Origin of the sequence: Arthrobacter phoenicis (assembly GCF_047238215.1) — a bacterium.
Lineage (GTDB): Bacteria > Actinomycetota > Actinomycetes > Actinomycetales > Micrococcaceae > Arthrobacter.
The window spans coordinates 228,774-242,827 of sequence record NZ_JBDFMK010000001.1 but is presented as its reverse complement, the minus strand read 5'-3'; the positions used below and the strand labels follow the sequence as shown (position 1 = coordinate 242,827).

The window sequence follows — 14,054 nt, the reverse complement described above, 5'->3', positions numbered from 1 at the left end:
GCGCTCAGATCTCGTAGTCGAGCGGCACCGGCTGGGAGTAGGCGCCGCCGTGGTAGAGCAGCGGCACCGAGGCCCCGCCGACCGCGCCGTCGACCACTTCGACGACCACGACGGCGTTGTTCTCGAACGAGAGGCGCATCTGGATCTTTCCGATCAGCCAGCCGGAGACGTCCTTGAGGACCGGGACCCCGTGGGGTCCCTCCTCCCAGTGGTCGCCCTCGAAGCGGTCCCGGCCGCGGGCGAAGCGGTCGGCCAGGGTTTGGTTCTCAAGGCCCAGCATGTGCACGCCGATGTAGCTGGAATTGGCGACGGCGGGCCAGGAACTGGATGTCCGGGCCATGTTGAAGGTGAAACGGGGCGGCTTGGCCGACAGCGACGCCACCGAGGTGGCCGTGAACCCGTAGGGAGCCCCGTTGTAGCTCGCGGTGATGATGGCGACGCCCGCGGCGTGCCGGCGGAACATTTCCTTGAACGTTCCCTCGAAGGGCTCTTCGGCTGACGACACGGCGGTCCATCTCCCTGCTGTGGTGCGGCTGTTGCTGGTGCCAGCGTATTCCCGCAACGGCCGACGGCGGTATTCGACCGGTCCCCGGGGTGCCGCTCGGCGTCATCCTGGGCCGGCTGGCATGCCGGAGGGGACGGAATCCTGGGTTAAGGTTTGTTGCATGACACAACCCGCGGTGCACCCGCCCGTCGACCCCTCCGGCCACGGCTCCGGCGCCGCGCCTACCGGCGGCATGCCGGGGGATACCGCCGGCACCGGCGGGCCGGGATGGGGCGACGGCGCCGACACCCCCACGCCCCGGCGCCGGCGGGTGCCGTGGCGCGGACTGCTGGTCATCGCCCTGGCCGGCATCCCGGTCGGGCTGCTCTGGTGGGCACTGGCGCCCACCGGCTTGAACCTGATCAGCCGCGACCCGGCCCTGGCCAGCGGCAGCAACCCCTCCACCTGGCTGCCCCGGGACCTTGTCCTGGCCGGACTGTACCTGGCGGCCGGCTGCGTCGGCGGGATCCTGGCCGCCGGCAGCAAGCCGGCCAGCCTGCCCCCGCTGACCGTCATCGGCGCCGTCGCCGCGGGCGCCGTCGGGGCACTCCTGGCGTGGGGGACCGGCGTCCTGGCCGGCGCGGTCTTCACCCCGGCCCGGGACACCTCGGCCAGCGCCAGCATCGCCTTCTCGCTGCGGGCCTACGCCGTACTGCTGGTCTGGCCCGCGGCCACCGCGCTGTCCATCTTCGTCGCCTCCCTGTTCGGCCACCCGGACCAGGAGCCGTAAAATAGGCGGGTGACTTCCTCTGCCGACCGCCCCGCGTCCCTGGTACCCGCCTCCACCGGCCTCCATTTCCGGACCGTGGACGTCCGCGCCCGGCAGCTGACCCTCGCCGGCCTCCGCGCCGCCGTCCCGCGGGCCCAGCACGGCACCGTGGCCGACGCCGAGGGCAAGGTCCAGGAGATCATCGCCGACGTCCGCGGCCGCGGCCTCGCCGCGCTGAGCGACCTCGCGAGTAAGTTCGACGGCGTCGAGCAGACCCATCCGCGGGTGCCCGCCGAGGCCCTGCAGACCGCGCTGGACGGCCTGGACCCGGAGGTGCGCGCGGCGCTGGAGGAATCCATCCGCCGCGCCCGACTCTTCGCCGACGCCCAGCGCCCCGCCAACACCGACGTCGCCCTCGGCGACGGCGCGGTGGTCAGCCAGAACTGGGTGCCGGTCTCCCGCGTGGGCCTCTACGTTCCCGGCGGCCTGGCCGTCTACCCCTCCTCGGTGATCATGAACGTGGTCCCGGCGCTGGCCGCCGGCGTGCCCTCGATCGCGCTGGCGTCGCCGCCGCAGAAGGACTTCGGCGGACTTCCGCACCCCACCATCCTCGCCGCCGCCGCGCTGCTGGGCATTGATGAGGTCTACGGGATCGGCGGGGCCCAGGCCATCGCCGCCTTCGCCTACGGCGTCCCCGCCGACGCCTCCCCGGCAGACGCACCCGGCACCGCCCTGCCCGGCATCGACCCGGTGGATGTCGTCACCGGCCCGGGAAACATCTTCGTGGCCACCGCCAAGCGCCTGGTCAAGGGCGCGGTCGGGATCGACTCGGAAGCCGGCACCACCGAGATCGCGATCCTGGCCGACGCCACCGCCCGCCCCGGGCTCGTGGCCGCGGACCTGATCAGCCAGGCCGAGCACGACCCCAAGGCCGCCTCGGTCCTGATCACCGACTCCGAGGACCTGGCCGCGGCCGTGCGCCGGGAGCTCGATACCCAGGCCGCCGCCACCAAGCACAGCGCCCGCGTCCGGGAAGCCCTCTCCGGCCCGCAGTCCGGCGTCGTCCTGGTCGAGGACCTGGAGCAGGGGATCGCCGCCTGCGACGCCTACGCCGCCGAGCACCTGGAAATCATGACCGCGGACGCCGCCGCCGTCGCCGCCCGGATCCGCAACGCCGGCGCCATCTTCGTGGGCGACTACAGCCCGGTCAGCCTGGGCGACTACTGCGCCGGGTCCAACCACGTGCTGCCTACCAGCGGCACCGCGGCCTTCTCCTCGGGCCTGAACGTCAACACCTTCCTGCGCGCCATCCAGGTCATCAACTACGACCGGGCCGCGCTGGAGGACGTCAGCCGGCACATCGTCAGCCTCTCGGTGGCCGAGGACCTGCCGGCCCACGGCGAGGCCGTGACCGCACGGTTCGCCAACCACAACATGTAGTAATTACAGGCTTGTTATTCACCCAGATCTAGTCGTAGACTGAATCCGGAAGCCCCGCCAGCGGTGCCTCCTTCCGGAGTTGCGGCAGGAAAGGAAGAGACGTGTATTGCCCGTTCTGCCGTAATCCTGACTCCCGCGTGGTGGACAGCCGCATCGCCGACGACGGCTCGGCCATCCGCCGCCGCCGCCAGTGCCCCGAGTGCGGCCGCCGCTTCACCACCGTGGAAACCACCAGCCTCACCGTGATCAAGCGGTCCGGCGTGGGCGAGCCGTTCAGCCGGAGCAAGGTCATCAATGGTGTCCGCAAGGCCTGCCAGGGCCGGCCGGTGACCGAGGATGACCTCGCCATGCTGGCGCAGGAGGTCGAGGAGACCATCCGCGCCGCCGGCGCCGCCGAGATCGAGGCCCACGAGGTGGGCCTGGCTATCCTGAACCCGCTGCAGCGCCTCGACGAGGTCGCCTACCTGCGGTTCGCCAGCGTCTACCAGGCGTTCGAATCCCTGGAGGACTTCGAGTCCGCGATCGCCCTGCTCCGGCACGAGGCGGAGACCAAGGGCCTCGACGGAAAACCGGCCCAGAAGAGCCCGCTCTAGGCACCCACAGACTCCGGTGGTGGCAACGGAGGGGAAGCCTCAGCCACCACCGGCTCCACATAGAGAACCGGCCCGCAGTTGGACAACTGCGGGCCGGTTCTCTGTTTCCGTGCGGGTCTTATTGCCTGCCCAGGTGAGCCGGTTACTTGGCCAGCTTGTGCGTCAGCGCCACCTCGATGGCCGCGCCCACGATGCCGGCGTCGTTCTTCAGCTCGGCGGGAACGATCGGGGTCCGTAGCGACATGTGCGGCAGGTACTCGTCCGCGCGCTTGGAGATGCCGCCGCCGACAATGAACAGCTCGGGGGAGAAGAGGAACTCCACGTGCGAGAAGTAGCGCTGCAGCAGCACGCTGTATTCGGTCCAGCTCAGGCCGTCGCGTTCGCGGGCGACGGCGGAGGCCTTGCTCTCGGCGTCGAAGCCGTCGATCTCCAGGTGGCCGAGCTCGGCGTTGGGGACCAGCTTGCCGTTGAAGATGAACGCGGAGCCGATGCCGGTGCCGAGGGTGATCACCAGGACGGTGCCGTCCACGCCCTTGCCGGCGCCGTAGCGGGCCTCGGCGAGGCCGGCGGCGTCGGCGTCGTTGATGACCTCCACCGGGCGGCCCAGCTTGGCGGTGAGCAGCGCGTCGATGTCCAGGTTCAGCCAGGCATGGTCGACGTTGGCGGCGGAGTGGACGACGCCATGCTGGATGATGCCCGGGAAGGTCACGCCGACGGGGCTGTCGGCGTCGGGGGCGTCGGGGCGCTTGGACAGCTCGGCCACCACCTGGGCGACGACGTCGGCCACGGCCTCCGGCGTCGAGGGCTGCGGAGTCGGAACCCGGAGCCGGTCGCCCACCAGCTTGCCCTTCTTCAAGTCGACGATGCCGCCCTTGATACCGGTGCCGCCGATATCAATGCCGATCAGCGGGGCGTTCTTCTTCGACTTATCGTCCTTCTTGGCCAATGTGTGTCCGTTCGTGGCTGGGGGCAGGGGCTGGGGACGCGCGCTGCGCGGCTCGTGCTGAAAGGTGGTGCGGGGGACTGCGGGTCAGGGGAGGGTGAGGACCTCGGCGCCGGAGTCGGTCACCAGCAGCGTGTGTTCGAACTGCGCGGTGCGTTTCCGGTCGCGGGTCACCACGGTCCAGTCGTCGGCCCACATGTCCCACTCGATGGTGCCGAGGGTGAGCATGGGTTCGATGGTAAAGACCATACCCGGCTCAATCACCGTGTTGTAGGCGGGCGCGGCGTCATAGTGCGGGATGATCAGGCCGGTGTGGAACGCCTCGCCCACGCCGTGGCCGGTGAAGTCGCGCACCACGCCGTAGCCGAAGCGCTTGGCGTAGGAGGCGATGGTCCGGCCGATCACGTTGATCTCCCGGCCCGGTGCCACCGCCCGGATGGCCCGGCGCAGCGACTCCTCGGTGCGCTCCACCAGCAGCCGGGACTCCTCGTCGACGTCGCCCACCAGGAAGGTGTAGTTGGTGTCGCCGTGGACCCCGCCGATGAACGCGGTGATGTCGATGTTCAGGATGTCGCCGTCCTGGACCACGGTGCTGTCCGGGATGCCGTGGCAGATGACCTCGTTCAGCGAGGAACACAGCGACTTTGGGAAGCCCCGGTAGCCCAGCGTGGAGGGGTAGGCCTTGTGGTCGAGGAGGAACTCGTGGCCCACCCGGTCCAGTTCGTCCGTCGTGACGCCCGGTTCGATGTGCTTGCCCACCTCAACGATCGCCTGGGCGGCGATTTTCGAGGCGACGCGGATCTTCTCGATGGTCTCCGCGGACTTCACCTCGGACCCGGTGAATTTGGCCGGTGCGGGCCTCCCCACGTACTCGGGACGGGGAATCGACGCCGGCACGGCACGCTGCGGGCTGATGGTGCCCGGGACAAGGGTGCCAATGGGTGCAGTCGAGGTGAGGGAAGGCATAGATTGATTCTATAAGCAGTGGCCCAAGCCGAAAAAAATGCAGCCGCCCGGCACGTGCAGAAGGAGACCCCATGGCCGAGTATTGGTACAACGTCAACACCCACGAGATCGAGGAGGACGCGATGTCGGACTGGAGCCAGCTCATCGGTCCGTATAAGACCCGTGAGGAAGCCGAACACGCGCTCGAGAAGGTCAAGGCACGCAACGAGGCGTGGGACAAGGGCGACGACGACTAAACAGCACGACGGGCGCGCTCCGGCGCCCGTCGGCGGCACCGGCCAGGACCGGGACACCGTTCGCAGTACTATCCATCCATATCCGGGTGCCGGCACGACCGGTGCCGCTAGGAGGTTCATCATGGCCGAACTCTCGCCGGAATACGCGGGACAGTGGCGGTTCGACCCAACCCACACGCGGATCGGGTTCTCCACCCGGCACGCGATGGTCACCAAGGTCCGCGGGGCCTTCAACGACTTCGACGGCGTCATCACCGTCGATGCTGTCAATCCGGAACGCTCCACGGTGGAACTGGCCGTCAAGGTGGCGAGCATCGACACCCGCAACGCGGACCGGGACCAGCACCTGCGCACCAACGACTTCTTCGACGCCCCTACCTACCCGGAGATCACCTTCAAGAGCAGCCGGGTGGACCAGGTGGACGAGGGCCACTTCATCGTCATCGGCGACGTGACCATCCGCGGCGTGACCAAGGAGATCTCCATCCCGCTGGACTTCATCGGCGTCGAGCGGGACCCCATGGGCAACCTCCGCGCAGGGTTCGAGGGATCGCGGCGGATCGACCGCCAGGACTTCGGACTGAAGTGGAACACCGCCCTGGACTCCGGCGGCGTCCTGGTCTCGGACAAGATCACCCTCGAGTTCGAGGTCTCCGCCATCAAGGTCGAGGACCCCTCATAGGGCGAACGCCGCCTAGAAGGAGTGCTCGGGGCCCGGGAACTGCCCGGAACGGACGTCGTCGCCGTAAGCGCGGGCGGCGTCCGTCAGGGTGCTCCGGAGATCCGCGTACTGCTTGACGAACTTGGCCATCTTCCCGCCGCGCAGCCCCGCCATGTCCTGCCACACCAGCACCTGCCCCGTGGTGGCGTTGCCGGCGCCGATGCCGATGGTGGGGACGTCGAGGGCGGCGTCGACGGCGGCCGCCGTCGCGGCCGGGACCATCTCCATCAGCACGCAGAACGCCCCGGCGTCGGCCAGGGCCACCGCGTCCTCGATCAGGCGCGCGGCATCGTCGCCCCGGCCCTGGACCCGGTAGCCGCCCAAGGCGTGTTCGCTCTGCGGCGTGAAGCCGATGTGGGCCATGACCGGGATACCTGCCTGGACCATGGCGCGGACGGTGTCCGCGTAGAACGCCCCGCCCTCCATCTTGACCGCGTGCGCCAGCCCCTCCTTAAGGAAGCGCACGCCGGTGGCGACGGCCTGCTCGGCGGAGACTTCGTAGCTGCCGAACGGCAGGTCCGCCACCACCAGGGCGCGGCGGGCGGAGCGGGTCACGGCCCGGCACAGCGGCAGCAGCTCATCGACGGTCACCGGCAGGCTGGTCTCGTTGCCGAAGACGTTATTCGAGGCCGAGTCACCGACCAGCAGCACCTCGATGCCGGCGTCGTCGAAAATCTCCGCGGAGTACTGGTCGTAGGCGGTGAGCATGGCGAAGCGTTCGCCCTTCTCCTTCGCCTGGCGCAGGTGGTGCGTGCGGATCCGGCCGGCGGGCTTCGCGGCGGGCGGCGCTGCCTGCGCGGGGCCGGCGCCGTAGGGGGCGGGAAGTTCTGCGGACATGCCGGAATCGGGGCTGGTGCTGGGGGCCATGGAATGAGCGTAGTGCGATACCGGGGGTCCTAGCTACCGGAGGGGCCGGCGTCGCCTGCTCCGGCGGGCAGTCCGGGACGCCGTCGGGACACTCACGGGTGACCGGACCGGGGCGTTGTGTTAACGCTGGGTTACGCGCCCGGGCCGGGCCAGCAATCGGCGGTAATGATTAGTAGAGTGAACCGTGAGCAGCTGCGGGCGCCGCCGCCGGCCATGGGTCGGGGTGCGCCGAGGCAAGGACGAAGACCCGGAAAGAGGCACTATGGACCGCCAGCAAGAGTTTGTCCTGCGGACGATCGAGGAGCGCGACGTGCGTTTCGTGCGTTTGTGGTTCACCGACGTCGTCGGCTCGCTCAAGTCCGTGGCGCTGGCGCCCGCCGAAGTCGAGGGCGCCTTCGAGGAGGGCCTGGGCTTCGACGGCTCCTCGATTGAGGGCCTGGCCCGCGTGTTCGAATCCGACATGCTGGCCCAGCCGGACCCCTCCACCTTCCAGATCCTGCCCTGGCGCGGCGAGACCGAGGCGACCTCGCGGATGTTCTGCGACATTCTCACCCCCGACGGCGAGCCCTCCGCCGCTGACCCGCGCAACGTCCTCAAGCGCAATCTGGCCAAGGCCGCGGACATGGGCTTCACCTGCTATACCCACCCGGAGATCGAGTTCTACCTGCTCAAGTCGCAGCAGCCCGGCCCGGACGGCGCCCCGGTTCCCGTGGACGAGGGCGGCTACTTCGACCACGTCCCCGGCGGCGTGGCCCAGGACTTCCGCCGCACCGCGGTGACCATGCTCGAATCCGTGGGCATCTCGGTGGAGTTCAGCCACCACGAGGCCGGCCCCGGCCAGAACGAGATCGACCTGCGCTACGCCGATGCGCTGCAGACCGCGGACAACATCATGACCTTCCGCACCGTAATCAAGGAGGTCGCGCTGCAGCAGGGCACGTACGCCACCTTCATGCCCAAGCCGTTCACCGCGCACCCGGGCTCCGGCATGCACACCCACTTCTCGCTCTTCGAGGGCGACACCAACGCGTTCTATGAGGCCGGGGCGGAATTCCAGCTCTCCGAGACCGCGCGCCAGTTCATCGCCGGCATCCTCAAGCACGCCCCCGAGTTCACCGCCGTCACCAACCAGTTCGTGAACTCGTACAAGCGGCTCTGGGGCGGGGGAGAGGCGCCCAGCTACCTCAGCTGGGGCCACAACAACCGCTCCGCCCTGGTCCGGGTGCCGCTGTACAAGCCGGGCAAGGGCCAGTCCGCGCGGATCGAATACCGCGGCATCGACTCCGCCGCGAACCCGTACCTCGCCTACGCCGTGCTGCTGGGCGCCGGACTGAGGGGCATCGAGGAGGGCTACCAGCTGCCGGCCGCCGCCGAGGACGACATCTGGTCGCTGAGCTCGGCCGAGCGCCGCGCCATGGGCCACGACCCGCTGCCGGCCAGCCTGCACGACGCGATCCGGACCATGGAGGACTCGGAGCTGATGCCGCAGATCCTTGGCGAGCAGGTCTTCGAGCACTTCCTGCGCAACAAGCGCGCCGAGTGGCAGGACTACCGGCTCCAGGTCACGCCCTACGAGCTGCAGCGCAACCTGGCGATCCTCTAGGGGCGTGCGGTGAGCCTGGCACGGCGCCTGATCGCCGCGGGGTTTGACGACCTCGACCGCGGCGAACGCTTCCTGGCCGCCCCCGAACTCGAGGGGCTGGACCGGGAGGCGCTGTTCGCCGGGCTCCGGCTCGCCGCCAACCCGGACACCGCCCTGCTGTCCCTGGTCCGGCTGATCGAGAAGAACCCCGACCTGCGCCGGCTCGCGGCGGACCCGGAGCGCAGCGAGCCGCTCTACCGGGTGCTGGGCGTGTCCGAGGCGCTGGGGGAGTTCCTGCTCCGGCACCCTGGGCACCTGGCCGCCTTCGACGCGGCCGTCAGCCCCGAACCGGTCCCGGCGGATCCGGCCGCGCTGCGCACGCGGCTCCTGCAGTCCGTCCGCGCCGACCCAAAGGCCGCGCGCCCCGTCGCGGCCCTGACCGGCCAGGACGGCTACGCCGCGCTCCGGACCGCGTACCGCCGCGGCGTCGTGGACCTGGCCATCAAAGACCTTTGCGCGGCGGACCCGCTGGACTACCTGCCCGCCGTCGGCGCCGAACTCGCGGACCTCGCTGCCGCCGCCATCGAGGCGGCCCTGGCCGTCTCCCGGGCCGAGGCGGCGGAGCAGTTCGGGGCGGAGGACGTCGCCGCCGTCGGACTCGCCGTGATCGGCATGGGCAAGTGCGGCGCCCGCGAACTGAACTACATCTCCGACGTCGACGTCATCTACGTGATCGACGGCGGCCCGCTGGAGGACGCCCGCGCCGCCACGATCGGCACCGCCCTGGCCTCCGGCCTCTCCCGCGCCATCATGTCCACCGGCAAGGAACCCGGCCTCTGGGAGGTCGACGCGAACCTGCGGCCCGAGGGGAAGTCCGGGCCGCTGGTGCGCACCCTGCCCTCGCACGAGAGCTACTATGCCCGCTGGGCCGAGAGCTGGGAGTTCCAGGCGCTGCTGAAGGCCCGGGCCATCGCCGGCGACGCCGACCTCGGCGCCCGCTACGAGGCGGCCGTCGCGCCGCTGATCTGGTCCTCCGCCGGCCGCGAGGGCTTCGTCGAATCCGTCCGGTCGATGCGCCGGCGTGTCACCGAGCACATCCCGGCCGACGAGGAGCAGCGGCAGCTCAAGCTGGGCCGCGGCGGCCTGCGCGACGTGGAGTTCACCGTCCAGCTCCTGCAGCTGGTGCACGGCAAGTCCGACGAGTCGCTGCGTTGCCGGGACACAACCGCCGCGATCGCCGCGCTGTCCGCCGGCGGCTACATCGGCCGTACCGACGCCGCGGAATTCGACCGCGACTACCGCTACCTGCGGCTGCTGGAGCACCGGATCCAGCTCTTCCAGCTGCGCCGCACCCACCTCATGCCGGTCAAGGAGGCCTCGCTGCGGTCCCTGGCCAAGGCGGTCCTGGGCTCCCTCTCCGACGACCGGCCGCACCCGGACGCGCTCCTGGCCGACTGGCGCAAGACCAAACGCTCGGTCCGGGAGCTCCACGAACGGATCTTCTACCGGCCGCTGCTGAACACGGCCGCCGCCCTCAGCACCGAGGAGGCCCGGCTGACCCCGGAGGCCGCGCAGGGCCGGCTCGCGGCGCTGGGCTACCTCGACCCGCCCGGGGCCATGCGGCACATCGAGGCGCTCACCGCCGGGGTGAGCCGCCGCGCCGCGCTGCAGCGCCAGCTGCTCCCGATCCTGCTGGGCTGGCTCGCCGAGGGCGTGGACCCCGACGGCGGCCTGCTGGCCTTCCGCCGCGTCAGCGAGGCCCTGGGCACCACGCACTGGTACCTCGGGCTGCTGCGGGATTCCACCGCCGCGGCCGAGCGGCTCTGCCACGTGCTCTCCAACTCCCGCCTTATCGCGGACCTGCTGGAGGTCTCGCCCGAGTCGGTGGCCTGGCTCGGCTCGGACAAGGACCTGGTGCCGCTCAGCTACGAGGCGCAGTGGCTGGAAATCACCTCGAAGATGTCCCGCCACTCAGACCCGGAGAGCGCCATGCGGCTGATCCGGCTGATCCGGCGCAGGGAGATCCTCCGGATCGCCATCGCGGACAGCGCCGGGCTGCTGGACCAGGACCAGGTGGGAGCCGCCCTGGCGGACACGGACCGGGCCGCGGTCCTCGGCGCCCTGCGCGTGGCCGAGACCGTCGTCGCGGCCGGAGAGCCGCTGAAGACCCGGGTGCTGGTGGTGGCCATGGGCCGGCAGGGCGGCCGGGAGATCGGCTACGGCTCCGATGCGGACGTCATGTACGTCCACCGCGGCCTGCCCGGCGTCCCCGAGGAGGAGGCGCAGCAGCAGGCGTCCCGGATCGTGGGCAAGCTCTCCAGCCTGCTGACCCAGCCGCTGAAGCCCGCGGTGCTGGCCGAGCGGGTGCTCATGGTCGACGCCGACCTGCGCCCCGAGGGCAAGAACGGGCCCATGGTCCGGTCCATGGAGTCCTACGCGGAGTATTACCGGCGCTGGTCCCTGGTCTGGGAGGCTCAGGCTCTTCTCCGGGCGCGCCCGATGGCCGGCGACGACGAGCTCGCCGCGGACTTCATCGCCCTGATCGACCCGATCCGCTACCCCGAGTCCCTCGCCGAGCAGGACGTCCGGGAGGTCCGGCGGATCAAGGCGCGGGTGGAGTCCGAGCGGCTGCCCCGCGGCGCTGACCCCGCCCGGCACCTGAAGCTGGGCCGCGGCGGCCTCAGCGACGTCGAGTGGCTGGCCCAGCTGCTGCAACTGCGGCACGCCGGGAGGCACCCGGAACTGCGGACCACCTCCACCGTGCAGGCCCTCGAGGCGGCCGCGGAACTCGAACTGCTGGAGGCCGGGGAAGTGGTGCTGCTGTTGCGCGCCTGGCGGCTGGCCAGCAGGATCCGCTCCGCCAATGTCATCTGGACCGGCCGCGCCTCGGACCTCCTGCCCTCCTCCCGCCGCGACCTCGAGGCCGTGGCGCGCTGGTGCGGCTACGGCCAGGGCAACGCCGCCGCGCTCGAGGAGGACTACCTCCGGCTCAGCCGCCGCGCCCGGGCCGTCTTCGAGCGCGTTTTTTACGGCCAGTAGCGCCCCTTCAGCCCCATCCGGCGCCCTCCCGTGCCGCCGGAGGCCAAATGCGGGTAGCCTCTAGGGGTACTTTGCCGGTCCCACGGGCCGTCACCCGCACTTACCTATGGGTTGTTCTACCTTGCCCAGACTCCAGCAGGCCGGGACCTCCCGGCCGCGGACGGCCACCCTCCTCGGGGCGTTGCTCGCGTTCGCCGCACTGATCCTCGGAGCCCCCGGCGCTGCCGCGGCGCCCGCCCTGCCGGCCTCCGCGGCCGCCCCCGCCGCGGCCGCCCCCGCCGCTCCCGTCGCCGCACAGCCGGGAACCGCGCCGTCGAGCGTTGCCGGGAAGACCTACGTCATCGGGACGGACACCACGTTCGCCCCGTTCGAGTTCCGCGACGCCGGCGGCGACCTCACCGGCATCGACATGGACATCATCCGAACGATCGCCAAAAACCAGGGCTTCTCCGTCGAGATCAAGTCCCTCGGCTTCAACGCCGCGCTGCAGGCGCTCTCCTCCAACCAGGTGGACGGCGTGATCGCCGGCATGTCCATCACGGAGCCGCGCAAGCAGATCTACGATTTCTCCGACCCCTACTTCGAATCCGGGGTCCAGATGGCGGTGGCCAAGAACAACACCGACATCAAGGGCTACGAGGACCTCAAGGGCAAGACCGTCACCGCCAAGACCGGCAGCGAGGGCGAGACATTCGCCAAGTCGATCGCCGGCAAGTACGGCTTCACGGTCAAGTCCCTGGACCAGTCCGCCACCATGTACGAACTGGTGAAGTCCGGTAACGCCGTCGCCGTCTTCGACGACTACCCGGTGCTGGCGTACGGCATCAGCCAGAACAACGGACTGAAGTCCGTCACCGAAAAGGAAAAGGGCGGCTCCTACGGCTTCGCCGTCAACAAGGGCCGGAACCCCGAACTGCTCAAGGCCTTCAACACCGGCCTCGCCGACCTGAAGTCCAGCGGCGAGTACCAGAGGATCCTCGACAAGTACCTCAAGGACCCCACCCAGGCCACCTCCTCCAGCTTCTGGGACCTGCTGGCCAACAGCTTCCCGGCGCTCATGAAGGGTCTCGGCAACACCGTCCTGGTCACCGCGATCTCCTTCGCCCTGGCCATGCTGATCGGCCTGTTCATGGGCTTCTTCAAGATCTCCACCTCGATCATCCTGCGCGGCATCGCCACAACGTTCGTCAACATCTTCCGCGGCACCCCGCTGCTGGTCTGGGCGTTCTTCTTCTACTTCGGCATCCCGCAGCTCACCGGCCAGCCCATCGACATCTGGGTCGCCGCCGTCCTGACCCTGAGTCTGAACTCGGCGGCGTACATCACCGAGATCGTCCGCGGCTCCATCCAGTCCGTGGACCCCGGCCAGCTGGAAGCCAGCCGCAGCCTGGGCCTCGGCTACGCCAAGTCCATGCAGAAGGTGGTGGTCCCGCAGGCGTTCAAGATCATGACCCCGTCGCTGATCAACCAGCTGATCATCATGCTCAAGGACAGCTCCCTGCTGCTGGCCATCGGTTTCGCCGAACTGCTCTACCAGGGCCAGCAGATCTACGCCGGCAACTTCCGGATCACCGAAACCCTGCTAATCGTCGCGGTGCTCTACTTCGTCGTCATCATGCTCCTGACCAGGCTGGCCAACTTCGCGGATAAGAGGTTCAACAAATGACCACGGCAGCAACCCCCGCCAGCAAGATCTCGGTCCGGGAACTGAAGAAATCCTTCGGCAGCAATGAGGTCCTCAAGGGCATCAACGCCGAGGTGGCCGAGGGCGAGGTGGTCTGCGTGATCGGCCCCTCCGGCTCCGGCAAGTCCACGTTCCTGCGCTGCCTGAACAAGCTCGAGGACATCACCGCCGGCCACGTCACCGTGGACGGCTTCGACGTCACCGACCCGAAGGTGGACATCAACGAGGTCCGCCGGCACATCGGCATGGTCTTCCAGCACTTCAACCTGTTCCCGCACATGTCGGTCATCGAGAACATCATGCTGGCGCCCGTCGAATCGAAGAAGCAGACCAAGGACGAGGCCCGCGCCAACGGCCTGAAGCTGCTGGAGCGGGTCGGGCTCGCCGAGAAGGCCGACGCCCGCCCGGCGTCGCTGTCCGGCGGCCAGAAGCAGCGCGTCGCGATCGCCCGCGCCCTGGCGATGAATCCGGACATCATGCTCTTCGACGAGGCCACCTCCGCGCTGGACCCGGAAATGGTCGGCGAGGTGCTCCAGGTCATCAAGGACCTCGCCGCCGAGGGCATGACCATGGTCCTGGTCACCCACGAGATGGGCTTCGCCCGCGAGGTGGCGGACCGGGTGCTGTTCATGGCCGACGGCGTCATCTGCGAGCAGGGCGAGCCGGAGGCCCTCTTCGGCAACCCGCAGCAGCAGCGCACCCGGGACTTCCTCTCCAAGGTGCTCTAGGA

Annotated in this window: 13 protein-coding genes; 9 read left to right on the top strand and 4 right to left on the bottom strand. The window is 69.7% G+C overall.

The annotated features are described in order from the left end of the window. Nucleotides 1–4: 4 nt before the first annotated feature. Nucleotides 5–463 (bottom strand): flavin reductase family protein, encoded by a 459-nt coding sequence (locus tag ABC337_RS01110; RefSeq protein ID WP_290258259.1) that lies wholly within the window; start codon nucleotides 461–463, stop codon nucleotides 5–7. A 202-nt stretch (nucleotides 464–665) separates the two neighbouring features. On the opposite strand from ABC337_RS01110, the gene ABC337_RS01105 reads away from it, so the two are divergent. From ABC337_RS01105 to nrdR, 3 genes are all read left to right on the top strand, one after another. Then, nucleotides 666–1,274, top strand: a complete 609-nt coding sequence (locus tag ABC337_RS01105; protein WP_412882703.1) for a hypothetical protein — start codon at nucleotides 666–668, stop codon at nucleotides 1,272–1,274. A 9-nt stretch (nucleotides 1,275–1,283) separates the two neighbouring features. Next, nucleotides 1,284–2,693, top strand: coding sequence for a histidinol dehydrogenase (gene hisD, locus ABC337_RS01100; RefSeq protein ID WP_412882704.1), 1,410 nt, complete (start codon nucleotides 1,284–1,286; stop codon nucleotides 2,691–2,693). 101 nt (nucleotides 2,694–2,794) lie between these two features. Next, the gene (gene nrdR / locus ABC337_RS01095; protein WP_412882705.1) at nucleotides 2,795–3,286 is read left to right on the top strand and encodes a transcriptional regulator NrdR; all 492 of its coding nucleotides are present in this window, start codon (nucleotides 2,795–2,797) and stop codon (nucleotides 3,284–3,286) included. A 142-nt stretch (nucleotides 3,287–3,428) separates the two neighbouring features. Here nrdR and ppgK read toward each other — a convergent pair whose 3' ends face one another. After that, entirely contained in the window at nucleotides 3,429–4,232 is an 804-nt protein-coding gene (gene ppgK, locus ABC337_RS01090) for a polyphosphate--glucose phosphotransferase (protein ID WP_377972990.1), read from the bottom strand. A gap of 84 nt (nucleotides 4,233–4,316) precedes the next feature. Beyond that, the gene (gene map, locus ABC337_RS01085; RefSeq protein WP_412882706.1) at nucleotides 4,317–5,195 is read right to left on the bottom strand and encodes a type I methionyl aminopeptidase; all 879 of its coding nucleotides are present in this window, start codon (nucleotides 5,193–5,195) and stop codon (nucleotides 4,317–4,319) included. 71 nt (nucleotides 5,196–5,266) lie between these two features. Here map and ABC337_RS01080 point away from each other — a divergent pair, with 71 nt between their 5' ends. Both ABC337_RS01080 and ABC337_RS01075 read left to right on the top strand, forming a co-directional pair. Further along, nucleotides 5,267–5,431, top strand: coding sequence for an SPOR domain-containing protein (locus tag ABC337_RS01080; RefSeq protein ID WP_290258167.1), 165 nt, complete (start codon nucleotides 5,267–5,269; stop codon nucleotides 5,429–5,431). 121 nt (nucleotides 5,432–5,552) lie between these two features. Then, the gene (locus ABC337_RS01075) at nucleotides 5,553–6,113 is read left to right on the top strand and encodes a YceI family protein (RefSeq protein WP_412882707.1); all 561 of its coding nucleotides are present in this window, start codon (nucleotides 5,553–5,555) and stop codon (nucleotides 6,111–6,113) included. 12 nt (nucleotides 6,114–6,125) lie between these two features. Here ABC337_RS01075 and panB read toward each other — a convergent pair whose 3' ends face one another. Next, on the bottom strand, nucleotides 6,126–7,019 hold the full coding sequence (gene panB / locus ABC337_RS01070) for a 3-methyl-2-oxobutanoate hydroxymethyltransferase (RefSeq protein ID WP_412882708.1): 894 nt from the start codon (nucleotides 7,017–7,019) through the stop codon (nucleotides 6,126–6,128). Nucleotides 7,020–7,281: 262 nt separating this feature from the next. Here panB and glnA point away from each other — a divergent pair, with 262 nt between their 5' ends. The 4 genes from glnA (at nucleotide 7,282) to ABC337_RS01050 (ending at nucleotide 14,052) form a co-directional block, all read left to right on the top strand. After that, nucleotides 7,282–8,622 (top strand): type I glutamate--ammonia ligase, encoded by a 1,341-nt coding sequence (gene glnA / locus ABC337_RS01065; RefSeq protein WP_412882709.1) that lies wholly within the window; start codon nucleotides 7,282–7,284, stop codon nucleotides 8,620–8,622. Between the two features lie 9 nt (nucleotides 8,623–8,631). Next, nucleotides 8,632–11,640, top strand: coding sequence for a bifunctional [glutamine synthetase] adenylyltransferase/[glutamine synthetase]-adenylyl-L-tyrosine phosphorylase (locus ABC337_RS01060; protein ID WP_412882710.1), 3,009 nt, complete (start codon nucleotides 8,632–8,634; stop codon nucleotides 11,638–11,640). A gap of 121 nt (nucleotides 11,641–11,761) precedes the next feature. Then, complete coding sequence (locus ABC337_RS01055; RefSeq protein WP_412882711.1) at nucleotides 11,762–13,306, top strand: amino acid ABC transporter substrate-binding protein/permease; 1,545 nt, start codon at nucleotides 11,762–11,764, stop codon at nucleotides 13,304–13,306. After that, complete coding sequence (locus tag ABC337_RS01050; protein ID WP_412882712.1) at nucleotides 13,303–14,052, top strand: amino acid ABC transporter ATP-binding protein; 750 nt, start codon at nucleotides 13,303–13,305, stop codon at nucleotides 14,050–14,052. The genes ABC337_RS01055 and ABC337_RS01050 overlap by 4 nt, the downstream gene beginning before the upstream one ends. The last annotated feature ends 2 nt before the right edge of the window (nucleotides 14,053–14,054 follow it).